The following is a 13,549-nucleotide window of genomic DNA, read 5'->3' on the forward strand; positions in this document are numbered from 1 at the left end:
ACAGATTCCAGATATTGGCGTCTACTTCTCCCCAATAAAAGAACAAGATGGTTATATATTATTCCGATACACGGGATACTATCACCTGGTTATCTGTTACAGTAAAGTGAAGCCGACCGTCAGCTTCAAGGATGTCAAATAGTTCTGCTGCATTATCTTTCTGCATAATATTTCCGGAAAACCTTATGCCAGACATGTCACCTCGGTATGCGATATCGACATTGTACCATCTGGAAATCTGACGCATAATTGCCGTAATTTCAGCGTGTTTAAATATAAACTTCCCACTTCTCCAAGCCAATTCTTCTTCCAGGTCAACTTCCCTAACCGTCAGTTTATTCGAGTTGCTGGATAAAATGGCCTGTTGACCGGGTCTAACCAATACGTAGCTGTTTCCTTTGTGGACGTCCGCCAAGCCGCTCACAAGCGTTATTTTCGCAGCTTTCTCATTAGCGTAAGCCATAATATTAAGATGTGTTCCAAGTACATTCACCTTCCCGCCATCTCCCGAGGGAAGACCTATCTTCACGATAAACGGGAGTTTCGCTTTTCTATCTTTTGATAACGCATGTGCCACTTCAAAATAGCCTTCTCCTGTTAATACAACTTCCCGTTTACTATCTGAAAAGGAGGCTGGATACTTTAATGAGGACGCGGAATTAAGAAAAACGTGAGTACCATCAGATAATACCACCTCATATCGGGCACCGGCCGGGACGACAATGGTGTTGAAAACGGTAATAGCTCCTGTTGGTTGATTACCTGCATTATATGCGAATAGCCCGCCTTTATGGTGAGTAACATTGCTTTTCCCCTGTTGGCCGACGGTATCATTTGAGTTGTTAGCTAATACTAGCTGCATGCCATCGGCTAGAGTAAGAATGGATTTGCAGCTTCCCGGTATAGGGCATTTTTGTTTGATCCCATTCAATGCCAGTTCCGTTATCAGAGGCGTTGGTTTTCCTGCTACTTTAAAGCAAACTGTACAAACAAATAATACAGCTACCGCAGAAGTTATCCATGTCCAATAACGGCGCATATTTTCAAGCCAGTTGAAACGATTTTCTTCCAGGAATGTATCTGTAAAGTATAAGAACAGACCAATCCTTCTAAAAATATTTTCGGTTAGCAGGTTTGTGTTATAATATTTCAACATTAGTAAATGGTTCCCAGGCGCTCCCGAGCTGTTGATTTTTCGGGAAACCCTTTTATTTTTGATGTTATCCGCTATACAGTTGGGCAGAAGATCCTGCTCCTCCGCCATAATCCTTTTGTTTATCTCTTTCCTGATCAGCGGGGCTTTACATAGTGACTCGTTTTTTTTCATAAAGTACCCTCTCCAATATATAACACCTCACTCCATTAAGTTAAAATACTGGAGTAAAATGTAAGCCAACAAAACCTTCAGACATGAAGCTACAATATTTACGACCTCAACTTCTTTCCAAAATATAATTTTTGCAACTCATCGCACCTTGCATTGAACTTAAAGTCTTCACTAGTATTATAAAACAACTTCATCCATTCCAATTGCCATTTATTTACATTGTAATGATTGAATCTCAATTCAGCCGGATCCATAACAATAGTATTAGAGTTAATCACAGGTAGACGGTGAACATTCCAAAATGCCAATGTATTAAAATCAAAGTCTTTGTTTTTAATAATATGCTTGGGAGCCCAATGTCTTGTATCAATTCCCTCAATACAGTCCAAAATTTCTGTTACGGGTAGCTTTGCATCTTCAAATCGATCTTTGAATTTTTTTTGCAATAATAAAAGATCACCATTACCCATAGTCTGATACTTGTCAACAATCTCCTTGATAGCTACTTTACTAAATAGAAACTCATCCATATCAATAAAGGCAGTCCAATCAATTTTGTCGGAATAATGAGTCAAATAATGTTCAATTCCTTCATTTTGGGCATAAAATATATTTCCATCAACGTCTTTAGGAGACCATTCCACGTATTCTACCTCGCTGTGGTACTTATTCAGAATACCAGATAACATCTTTTGGACTACACGGTCTGAAAAATGTGCAGTTAAATTACCAAAATTGACATTATACTTATTAGTAGTTTGCGTACTGCCTTCCCATCCGATGGAAAGTGAATTATCATATAATATGATTTTATCAACCCCGATGCTAATATGATAATTGATCCACTCTTCCAAGAATAAAATATTCTCGCGCAAAACAAAAATTGTATGAATACCAAGTGTCATGTTGTAATACTATTTCGATGGATCAAGTGTCAATGATTTCTTCTGACAAAATTTCCAGGCAGTATCCTTTAACATCCCTAATTTTCTGCTGCTTTCCGAAAAAAGACAGTCCACCAATCCTGGCATATTGTTGTGAACAGGGGTAACATCTGAATAACCAAAATCCCTTTGCCTGGATATAAACGGGTACATTACCATTTTATTACCTGTCATCCCCGAAAGTAAAACATCAGCAATCACATTGTCATTATATGGCTCATTTAATATTTTATCAAAAAATCTCTTGTATATAACTATAAATTGCGTTGCCGAGCTGGGATTTACCCAAAATCTGTGCTCAGAAACCTGCACCGCCAGATAAAAATAGCCAGTTCCTCCTGATAGATAATCGACGCCTTGTGCATTTGCTTCAATAATATTCCTGATAAAAACCTCTCGATTATAATGCTCTGTAAACTCATGATCATCCTCACATATCACAATCACATCATCATCATTGTCAACGGCCATTTTAATGATGGAGATAATGCTTCTCCATAGGCCAACGGCTCCGATTTCATGCCTACATGCATCGACAATAACAGTATCAAATTCGGTTCTACCCGAAAACTGTTTCACAATATGCTCGCGTCGCTCTGTCCTTTCTGGAAGGTTGATAATATAAGTTGGGATGAAAACATTATCAAATGATCCGCCATGTATATTCACTTTCGGATCTTTTTTATTATAAAACCAATCTATCTCTTTTAAGATTTGAACACTATCAATACTCTTTTTAAACAACAATTCCACCCTATGGTCTTCATTATTCATGGAGGTAGCATCAGAATAACCAAATTCCTTTTGGGTAGAAATAAAAGGATACATCAAAAAAAGGTGTTCCGACAGTGTATAAATTTTATGATCAGCCGTCTCTTGATCGTCAAACGTCGTCTCCAGCATTTTTTTAAAAAAGTGCCTGAAGATGATAATAAACTGTGTTCCAGTAAATTGTTCCATCCAGAAAGTATGCTCGCACACTTGTAAAGCATTATTAAACCAACTTACGCCACCTGATAATAAATCGGTACCCATTTCTTTAGCATCAGTGATACAGTTAAACAGGAGTTCGCTGGAATAATCTTTCGTGAACTGATGATCGTCTTCGCAAATCAAAATGAATTCTTCTGTCCCATCCACCAGGTTTCCAATAATATCTTGTATGGTATTCCATAATCCAACCGCTCCAATCTTGTGCTCCCTGGCCTTAACTATTGTAACATCGAACTCCTCTCTTCCGGCAAACTCTCTCAAAATATGTTGTCTTCGCTCTTTTCTTTTTTCCAGATTAATAACAAAAGTGGGAATACTTGCTGTTTTCATTGAATGCATTTTTATAATGGTAGCCCTAGATCCTTTTCAATCTCAGATATTACGGTAACACCAACAGCGTCTTTGAATTTTCTTGCCCAAAACTTACCAGACTTCACCAAGCTGTCCAGATCATGCATCGTTAATTCCTTAGGGAATTGCGGGCCACTTTCCCAATCGATATATCTTAAATTATTATTCATTACATTATGCTTAAATGGAGAGTTCAGAATAAGTGTTTGAAAGAACATTTCATCAGGGATGTAACAATACTTATAATACTCTTCATAAATTTTATTTGTCTTCAGAAATCGTAATATATATTTAGCGCATTCAAATGTTATGCACCACCACTGCGAGCCCCCACAAGGAATAATCCCTTCAAAATAAGGTCTGACATGCCCGGTTTGCTGCTGGTCAATATATGTGGTAAAACTCCCTTCTCTTTTCAACTCATCAATATGCCAATAATAATTTATGCGGTCTAACCCACCATTCATACTCCATCTCGGATCAGGCAATGCAAAATGTTCAATATATTCGACTCCATAATTTTCATGCAATCCGTCATATATATGGTCAGCGGATTTTAATGGGAAATCCTCACCACTTAGCAACACTAAATACCCTTTTTCGCTCTCTTTCACGGCCTTTCTTATAAGGGACAACGTTGCCTTGACCATATTATACCCTCCCCAGGCTATATCAAATCGCCTTCTTATCAACACCACCTTTCCTTGATATTTCTTCCGGAGTTCTTTTATCTCCCGGATATCTGCCTTCTTATCTACATGCAAAATGAATTGTGCATGCTCATGATTCAACGCCGTAATTAATTTATCAAGTCGATTGAGCTGATGATGCGCAAGTATCAAATAGAAAATTTTCATACATTTTCATCTAGCTTTCAATTTATGCCACCCCGCGTTTAGGCTACAGTTTTCGTCCGTATGATAAAAGCATTTCATCCTATGCAGGCAAATTCCCATGAAATAAATTTCGTCCCTATTAACTTCATTAAATCCGGTTACTCACTTCCACCCGTCCCTAAAGCGCCTCCTTTAATTTATCAGCGATGGCACCCAGATTATCAGTCTTACGCCAGATCACGACCTTTCCATCCGGCGCAAACAGGAAATAACGTGGGATAGCATTTATACGATAGCTATGCGCCACACCAGAAAGCTGTCCCTTTAGGTCGGACCCATGCAGCCATTCCATTCCAAGCGACTGAATTGCCTTTTTCCATTTCTCTGGATCTGTGTCGACGGAGATACTCAATACCTTCAGGCCCTTACCTTTATATTTCTCATAAACTTCTCTGAGTTCGGGGACATTTTCCCTGCATGGACCACACCAGCTCGCCCAAAAATCCATCAACAACCAGCTGCCTTTGAAATCATTGAACCTGATTTCATGGCCTAAGGTATCTCTAATCACAAAATCCTTGACAAATCCAGGCTGGCCCACCACCTCGTATTTGTCGTCAAGCCAGGAAAACTGGCTCTCCAATAACTCACATTCATAATTATCCTTCTTTGCCTGCTGCGATAAGAAGCTGTAACAAGCTTTTGCAACTTTATCTTCCGCCTCTATGGAACCACTAGACAAATAAAGCCTTATAATAGCAGCGCTGAATGGAGAATTATGGTGATCCTTTACCCATTGTACACCGTAATTTGTTGTGTGCTCACTGGCCTTATCCCCCACTTGCGCAAAAGCACGGTAAATCGAATCCGCTCCCTTGTAATATCGGTTTTGCTCTTCAGCATTGCTATCCCCTGAGATTGTAAATTTGTTTAACTCCTTACTCACTGTTACATGGATCTTTGAGCCGCCTTTCAGGAATAGTGGAAGACTGTAATCACGGGACAGAGATGGACAGCCGACGAAATAAACAGCCCATCCCTTCTCTGGCTTAATAGTGAATTTGAACTTGTTCCCGGTAGTCCGGCAAGAATCCATTTTAGACGGGTCTCTGTCAGACCAGATACAGATCTTTGAATTTTCTTTCGCCCCTTCGAAGCTACCGGAAATCTCCGCAGTTTGCTGCGCAAAAACCGTATTAGCCACCATTATAAAAACGATTACTGGAAGCAATAATGGAAGTGTTATTATTCTCATGGATATCGGTTATTTAATATCTTGTAATTAGCGATAAAGACTGGCATGTTCCTTTACGGAACAGCCAGCCCTGAGGCAAATCATTTTAAGACCCCATAGCAACGTTACACCACGTGCTGGGAGGATTGGATGGTTTGCTAACGCAAGCCTGCCCCTTTCCACAATCTGCATTGGTAGTGCAGGAAGTCCCAATAGCTACGGCGAAACATGTTCCATCGGTTAGTCCTGGTGCAAAGACACATTTCTCGTTCAAAGCACAATCGGCGGTTTTTTTGCAGGTTGTTCCACTCCCTCCTCCATCTCCTCCAAATACATGTTTCAACTGCTCTCTGGTTAGTAATTCAGTGGCGCCCAATTCAATTGCCTGAAGCTTCAACTTTTTCATTGTCTAAATGTTTAAATGGTTAATAAAAAATAGTAGTGCTTGAAGTATTTATCATCATTCCGGCCGAAAGAAAATGACTTTTATCGTAACACAAGCCTTCTGGCAATAAAATGTTCCAGTGACTGCAACTGCCTATACATTCAGACCATTTCTGTATATACTGAGATATTTTTTTTATCTCCGATTGGGATAAATTCACCTGGGAGATATTTACTAGTCGTGGTGATATAGGCGTTCTCTATTAGCATAGTTATTTAGGGGTTTACTTTTTTATTCTGGTGATTATTCCCAATACGCACTTGAGATGTAACATGAAATGCCGACTCTCTCTATCATGATTAGTTGAAATGCCATGCGGGCTTACCATTCGACAATCCATATTGCATTATCTGACTAGAGTCTATTTAGCCATTTTTCTTCAAATGCGAAGCGGCTATTTTCTTAAAGCATTCGGAAAATTGAGTAACTACTATCCGATCGATCAGGTACAATACAGTATAACCTTCAGGTGGTTTGAGACATTCCTTCCTGGACAGCATTACTGATCCATATCAACAATAATAAACCAATAAGCCCACATCAGAAGAAGATTTGATTTTGAAATAGCTTGCACTACATAGTCAGCAACCTTAGCTTGTCAGCTAGAGCTAACCGGTGGAATTTGTTGAAATTCTCACTTTAATTCTTCTGCTGAGATACGGCAAATTAAGTTGAAATAAGTTACTGTTTACGATGCAGTTAGAGACCAGACGGGGAACCAACAAAAGCTTCGATGTCTATATTTCAAAAATAAAAAACACGCCTTCATAGAACCTTTTTAATCTACGGGTTTATACAAAAATTTAAGTTTTCAAGTTACGAAGCTGTCAATTAACAAACACGGCAAACACAATCACTCCGACAGTAACGAAGATCTAGAAACACAGAATAGCACACAAACGCTATTTTGATATTAATCGATGCTATTTTGACACACCCAGGCATAAATAATGGAGCTGCTAGTCTACAATTATTTTTTCCATGCAGGAAGAGACAGCAATAGGAATAGTTGTACAACAATGATTTTCATAATAGGGGCTTAATGCTACATTCTGAGCAAAGATGTACAGGGAAACCTAAACCAATCTATCGGCCTAAATGAAATAGTCACGACTTAATCTGACAGTAAGGGATTAACTTTAAGTTACCACACTTATTATTTAATCCCCTTTAAACTGTCAGAAATGAAAAGTAATGACAAGTTAATCAAAACCAAATTAGGATTGCTCAAGTTAGCCGAAAATTTGGGTAATGTGTCCCAGGCTTGCAAAGTAATGGGATACAGCCGGGATAGCTTTTATAGGATAAAGGAATTGTACGACACCGGTGGAGAAACTGCACTTCAGGAGATTAGTCGCTCCAAACCAATTCTTAAAAATCGTGTTGAGCAATCAGTAGAAGATGCCGTTGTTAAGCTCGCTTTTGAGTATCCTGCCTTCGGCCAGCAACGAGTGAGCAATGAACTTAGAAAACGTGGTGTTTTTATTTCAGCGGGAGGTGTTCGAAGTGTATGGCAAAGACATGATTTAGAAATATTTGAGAAAAGATTGCACTCACTGGAAGTTAAAGTTGCTCAGGATGGAATTATACTTACGGAAGCCCAACTCATGGCTATAGACCGTAAAAAGGAGAAAAGAGAGGCCTTTGGCGAAATTGAAACGGAGCATCCTGGATATCTTGGAGCCCAGGACACTTATTATGTTGGTAATATTAAAGGTGTTGGAAGAATTTATCAGCAAACCTTTATTGATACTTATTCCCGGATTGCTTTCGCAAAAGTTTATGATAGGAAAAATGCCATCACAGCAGCGGATATCCTTAATGACCGCGTCCTTCCATTTTTTGAAGAGCAACAGGTACCAATGTTACGGATTTTAACTGATCGAGGATCTGAATACAAAGGTAAATATGAGCATCATGAATATGAGCTGTATTTGACTATTGAGGGCATAGAACACTCTAAAACGCAAGTCCGAAGTCCTCAGTCCAACGGTATTTGTGAAAGGCTTAATAGGACCATAAAAGAAGAATTCTATGTTGTAGCCTTCCGTAAAAGGCTTTATACTACCCTGGAAGAATTGCAATCGGACTTAGACGAATGGCTCGAATATTATAACAACAAAAGACCGCACAGTGGTAAATATTGCTATGGTAAAACTCCGATGGAGACATTCCTGGTGACTAAGCACCTGGCTGAAGAAAAACAAATAAATGGGTTATCTTTAGCTACTACTTAACCAGACAAAAATCCTTGTACTGTCAGATCAAGTAGTAGCTATTACAATTAAGTCTCATATCATTTTTGTACAGGCAGCTTGACCAAGCCGTTTATTACCAGGGCTTACCATCTGAAACAGCTCTCAATCATCACTCCCCGGGATTTCCAGCAATCCGACATCTTAATTTCAAGAGAATATTATAGGGTAAAAAGCCTTATATTTGGAGTGATATAGGGTAAAAGTGTAACAAACTGGAAAATGATGATTCTTGACACACTTTTGACCCGCACCATTCGTAAAATATTGACTATCAAACTTATACGCGTCCATGTTCTGGGCACACAATAGGGTTGTAAGTCTTTGATTTACAACCCTTTTTTATTTCTACGAGTGTCAAAAAATCACGCTTTTTAGCGCTTCTTCCCACTATCTCTGACACTCAAAAGACACCCGCAATGACACTCAGTTTTGCAAGCATCTTATCTGCATTTCGCAGATACAATGGGAGAAAGTTTACACTTAGGCACATAAAAACCATTATTCCCATGACGTGATTTTCGCGAAAGATTGTTTTTGAATGAGTTTAGTTCTGCAATATTTTTCATTTCATGTGTCATAGCTCTGTTTGTTTTTTAAACCATTCAAGGCATAAATTAAATACCGTTTGGGTTTAGTCATTGAGATTGGTTTGTTAGCTTTTACCCAATCAAATACAATATCGCTTACTCAATTTATCCAAAATCTCTACTCTCCATCCAAAAGTAAGAGAGCCTCTATGTTTTTAGAGTTGACGTTTTTTTAATTCGAAGAATTTTTCTTACTTTCAATATTATAGTAATATACACTAACCATCAATTACTTAATGGGACGATTTGTCCCTGTTTTTGTTTTATTCACCCCAGAAAAGCTTTACAATTATGTCAATTCCAAATTATGTTAAAGAAAATGTTACGATCTATTTTCCTGCCATTATGGAATTAATTGGCACAAATAATTTTAATTGGAACGAAGTTGAAGAGATTTATAACAGTGAAAATATTAAGCGAATAAAAAAATTAGAAGCACAAGGAACAGATACTTTACGTGTAGAGGCGAATATCTATGATATTATAGTTGAAGTTAAGAAATTCAATAGGCAAGCCATTCGATTGTTAGACTTCTTTAATAAATCACTCTTCCATTTAAACGCGCAGTTGAACGAAAATGAGAAGAAACTCATAATATCTAACATCTGGAATGTGCTTACAGCGTTAGATAAAAGATACTTGGATTTCTTTTCAGAGTTGGCAGTTCTCAATAACACTATATTGGCAGGAGAATTTAGACTGGATAATATAGAATATGAACTGCCCAATGGTAAAACTATTGATTTTCGTTTTAAATCCATAAAAGATGGAAAATTCATATTAGTGGAGGTCTTTAATATCCATCTCAATAGCGAAAAAGTTGACTCGGATGACACTTTAGTAAAGAAGTTTTTAGATGGTAGATTAATTCCAAAGATTAACAACAAAAAAGAAGGTCTTACGGAAGATATACACTTTGACTTAATGCCGGTATTATGGGGGGCGGCAAATGACTTAAAGGTTTATAGCGATTATTTCAAGGTCAATGATATGCACATTGAAAACGTGAATGAACCCTTTTCATACTCATCCTTTATTGACCCAAACAACGACAATATTTTCTATTCTCGCTTTAGAAGAATAAGTAATTTATTTGATGACCACGCCAATGATCTGGTATTTTAAGTATTAAAAAACAATAAATATGGAATTGAAGTTTTTTATAAACAATCGATTTGAAGAACATTTCAAAGGAGAACGTGAAGTAGACATGCGATCGTTTGAAGCCTTACATCCACACGCTCAAAAATGGGTGAAAGTACTAAAAGAAAATCTGCACAAATTGGACCTGTTGGATGGTGTGTTTAACTTGGTCTACAATATAGAAGACCATTCTGTACCCCCCCGAAACTTTGACCAAGCAGATACTATATTTTTATTGAATGCAGAAGTCAATAGGACTTAATGGAAGACTGATTGGGCCTATATCCTTATTAATACCACTAACTGACATAAAAATGATAAAGAAAGAGAGATATGTAATCAGTTCTACTCATGTAGACAGCCAAGGCGTAAGAATGGCAAAATCAGCCCTTGAAAGTGCTTTGCCGCAACTAAATGGAAAAAGGAAAGTAAGGTTGGGTTTGGAGCATATCAGAACCTTCCCGCCTTTCGGAGTTATGATGAACGGCGAAATTTTTCAAGGAGAAGACGAACATTTTTATTTAGCTGCTGAGAGTGTGTATTTTGATAAACAGGAACTTTTCAAGTTAGAAGACGGAACTAAACTCATAAAAGAATACTTCAGTGAAGGTATCCATCCCTTTGTGGAATGTGAAGAAGATGAAGTAGATAAATTAGAAATTTCGACAGACCCCGCAAACTTTGAAGGCGATCAAGATATTTCAGAGGTAAATAGAATTGTAGCTGAACAATCCGGTCTTGAATTTACGCAGTCAAAGTTTGGGCGAAAATCGGCGTTGTCAGACCCTGAAACAATAGTCACCATAACGAAATCATTAGCGATAATCTTAGGAATTATTAAATCAAAACTACCTGAAAAAATAAGCGAAGCTATTGGAGATGACTTAGCCAAATTCTATAAATTGATTTCAACCTTGGCTATTGAAACAATCAAAAGAGTGAAACCCGCCAATAGACCAAAGAACTTCGTTATCGAATATCCGAATGCTGAATGTATCATTGAGCTTGTGATAACAACGCATAAAGCAGATAGGGTATTAAATTCACTCACCATAGAAAAGTTGGCAATTATCACAAGCAAAACAGAGCAACTTAAAAATCTCAATCCGGAGAAAATTCAGTTTATCTACAACGACGATGACAATTGGGAATTCAATTATTTACTTTCAAGTGATGGTTCTGCTATTGGAACCATCAAGGCATTCAATAAACGAAATATGCTTTACAACCAAATATTGAAAGCTCAAAATGAACGAGAAGAAAAGCAATAGGGGACATAGATTGCTGCAGCTGCTGAGTGGCAATGCTTCATTTCGACACTATCTCATAAACTGTGTAAATTCTAAAAATCGGGGTGTTTCACCTCGATTTTTCAATTTTAAAGCATATACAGTTTTATGAAGACAGAAGATTTTTTATCAGACGACTTTCTGAAGCAGTTTAAAACGGCCGATCAACTAAACAATTTCCTGGCCCAGATTCAGAAGCGAGGCATTGAAAAGATGCTGGAAGGTGAACTTGATAGCCATTTGGGCTATGATAAGCATGACCCAATGAAAGCGACAATAGCCGTAATGGATACGGTAAAAAGAAGATTAAGACCAGCTATGGTGAATCTGAAATAAAAGTACCCAGGGATCGGGATGCCAGTTTTAACCCTATGATCGTACCTAAACGCGAAGGAATGGTTCGGGGGCTAGAAGAGATAATAGTGTCTTTTTATGCCAAGGGGATGAGCGTGTCTGACATAGAAGAGCAAATAAGAGAAGCCTATAAATTTGACGTTTCCACAGCCACGATCAGCGGCATCACCAGTCGTGTGACCGAAGATATTGTCGCCTGGCAAAATCGGTTATTAGAACCGGTTTATCTCATCGTTTGGATGGATGGCATTGTGTTTAAGGTACGGGAGAACAGCAAAGTAGTGAACAAAACCATCTACATCGCCGTGGGCCTAAAGCGGGATGGTCTTAAAGAAGTACTTGGAATGTGGCTGGTTAAGAATGAATCAGCGGCCTATTGGATGACTGTGCTTACAGACCTGAAGGCCCGTGGGCTGGAAGATATATTGATAACGGCCACGGATAATCTGAATGGCTTCACTCAGACCATAAAATCGGTGTTCCCACAGTCTGCCACCCAGGTTTGCGTAGTCCATCAGATACGTAACAGCCGCCGCTATGTAGTCTGGAAAGATAAAAAGGAGTCTACCACCGATATGAAAGATGTTTATGCAGCTCCAACCAGACAGGCTGCCATGGCAGCTCTTGATGCCCTGAATGCCAAATGGAGTGCAAAGTATGTATACGCCATCAAAAGCTAGCGTGAAAACTGGGAAGAACTGACTGTCTTTTTTGACTTCCCTCTGGAGATCAGACAGATCATCTACACTACAAATCTCATTGAAAACCTGAATGGCAAGATTAGAAAATATACCAAAAACAAGCTGTCCTTCCCTACAGATGAAGCCGTCCTGAAATCAGTATACCTGGCATTACGTGAGGTGTCAAAAAAATGGACCATGCCCATTAGAAACTGGGGCATGATCCTAAATCAGTTTTTAACTATTTTTGATAAAAGAGTGAGAATCTAAATATTAATCTGATCCCCGATTTTTAAGTTACACACTTATTGAAATAGTCCTTTCATTCCTGTGGTGTAAAATGTCCAGTCAGTCACCCCTCAAAAATGTCAAACTCTCTTGTAAAGTAGCCTAGGCGTTTTTTGCTCCTTTGCTTGTCTTTAATCCTATGCCTCAACGCAATTTCTATCGAAGATTCTAATTGGGAATTTTCCGAATGATCATACGGAGCATAATGCAAGATAGATATAGGAAGGATTCTACTTCGTCTCGGTCAACGGAGTGCCTATCTGGATTTTTTCCGTGTCTCCCGTAGTCATTTGCATAGTCAACGAACTTTACCAAAAATTGTCTCCAGTTATCTGAAACATTTATTTTCTGAAATAAGGCCTTATGCAGGGCGCAATCATGTAAGGGTTTATTTAAGCCCGTTTTCTTCTGAATAATATTTTCAAGTGCAGTAAAACAAAGTGGGGGTACTTGTTCAGTTTTCCCCGCAGAGAAATTGGTAAAAGCATTTTGCATATCTTTTTTCGCCGCCGGGAAATCAGAAAGCCAGGATAAGGTTTCATCAACAGCAGCGTGATCTATTTCAGGTATGTTGTTAGGATAGAAGAAACCGTCGACCCAGCGCACACCAATATCTGTTGTTGAAAGACCAATAATATGAGGGATTGCCTGATCAAGTTCATAAAAGCTCATCGAATCACCAACTCTCTTAAAATAATTATATAAAGCACAAGTAACCTTCATGGCCTCGTAAAAATCTTCTTTTGCAAGTGTCTGTAAGTTCGGATATCTGACAGGCCCTACTATTTGGAGTTCCAAAAGAAAAAAGGGTAACATCAAT

At 38.4% G+C, this 13,549-nt stretch carries 11 protein-coding genes and 1 pseudogene; 6 read left to right on the forward strand and 6 right to left on the reverse strand.

Features of this window, described 5'->3' with window-relative positions; genetic code table 11:
- Nucleotides 1–58: 58 nt before the first annotated feature.
- From HGH90_RS05870 to HGH90_RS05890, 5 genes are all read right to left on the reverse strand, one after another.
- Complete coding sequence (locus HGH90_RS05870; RefSeq protein ID WP_168767653.1) at nucleotides 59–1,327, reverse strand: FecR family protein; 1,269 nt, start codon at nucleotides 1,325–1,327, stop codon at nucleotides 59–61.
- Between the two features lie 98 nt (nucleotides 1,328–1,425).
- The gene (locus HGH90_RS05875) at nucleotides 1,426–2,232 is read right to left on the reverse strand and encodes a glycosyltransferase family 92 protein (protein WP_168767652.1); all 807 of its coding nucleotides are present in this window, start codon (nucleotides 2,230–2,232) and stop codon (nucleotides 1,426–1,428) included.
- A 9-nt stretch (nucleotides 2,233–2,241) separates the two neighbouring features.
- On the reverse strand, nucleotides 2,242–3,594 hold the full coding sequence (locus tag HGH90_RS31600; RefSeq protein ID WP_211093157.1) for a hypothetical protein: 1,353 nt from the start codon (nucleotides 3,592–3,594) through the stop codon (nucleotides 2,242–2,244).
- 11 nt (nucleotides 3,595–3,605) lie between these two features.
- Nucleotides 3,606–4,472, reverse strand: coding sequence for a beta-1,6-N-acetylglucosaminyltransferase (locus tag HGH90_RS05885; RefSeq protein ID WP_168767651.1), 867 nt, complete (start codon nucleotides 4,470–4,472; stop codon nucleotides 3,606–3,608).
- Nucleotides 4,473–4,629: 157 nt separating this feature from the next.
- Nucleotides 4,630–5,706, reverse strand: a complete 1,077-nt coding sequence (locus HGH90_RS05890) for a TlpA disulfide reductase family protein (protein WP_168767650.1) — start codon at nucleotides 5,704–5,706, stop codon at nucleotides 4,630–4,632.
- A 1,608-nt stretch (nucleotides 5,707–7,314) separates the two neighbouring features.
- On the opposite strand from HGH90_RS05890, the gene HGH90_RS05895 reads away from it, so the two are divergent.
- From HGH90_RS05895 to HGH90_RS05915, 6 genes and pseudogenes are all read left to right on the forward strand, one after another.
- Nucleotides 7,315–8,367: an IS481 family transposase gene (locus HGH90_RS05895; RefSeq protein WP_168767657.1), complete on the forward strand. Its 1,053-nt coding sequence runs from the start codon at nucleotides 7,315–7,317 to the stop codon at nucleotides 8,365–8,367.
- Nucleotides 8,368–9,266: 899 nt separating this feature from the next.
- A complete protein-coding gene (locus tag HGH90_RS05900; protein WP_169190626.1) occupies nucleotides 9,267–10,100 on the forward strand; it encodes a hypothetical protein in 834 nt (277 codons plus the stop codon).
- Between the two features lie 19 nt (nucleotides 10,101–10,119).
- The gene (locus HGH90_RS05905; protein ID WP_168767601.1) at nucleotides 10,120–10,380 is read left to right on the forward strand and encodes a hypothetical protein; all 261 of its coding nucleotides are present in this window, start codon (nucleotides 10,120–10,122) and stop codon (nucleotides 10,378–10,380) included.
- A gap of 52 nt (nucleotides 10,381–10,432) precedes the next feature.
- On the forward strand, nucleotides 10,433–11,389 hold the full coding sequence (locus HGH90_RS05910; RefSeq protein ID WP_168767600.1) for a hypothetical protein: 957 nt from the start codon (nucleotides 10,433–10,435) through the stop codon (nucleotides 11,387–11,389).
- 126 nt (nucleotides 11,390–11,515) lie between these two features.
- Nucleotides 11,516–11,743, forward strand: a complete 228-nt coding sequence (locus HGH90_RS31735; protein WP_247680058.1) for a hypothetical protein — start codon at nucleotides 11,516–11,518, stop codon at nucleotides 11,741–11,743.
- A pseudogene (locus HGH90_RS05915) lies at nucleotides 11,713–12,711 on the forward strand (IS256 family transposase). Before HGH90_RS31735 ends, HGH90_RS05915 begins: the two are co-directional and overlap by 31 nt.
- A 186-nt stretch (nucleotides 12,712–12,897) precedes the next feature.
- Here the strand turns inward: HGH90_RS05915 and HGH90_RS05920 are convergent.
- Entirely contained in the window at nucleotides 12,898–13,527 is a 630-nt protein-coding gene (locus tag HGH90_RS05920) for a hypothetical protein (protein ID WP_168767599.1), read from the reverse strand.
- Between the last annotated feature and the right edge of the window lie 22 nt (nucleotides 13,528–13,549).

This window comes from Chitinophaga sp. Ak27 (genome assembly GCF_012726295.1).
Classification (GTDB): domain Bacteria; phylum Bacteroidota; class Bacteroidia; order Chitinophagales; family Chitinophagaceae; genus Chitinophaga.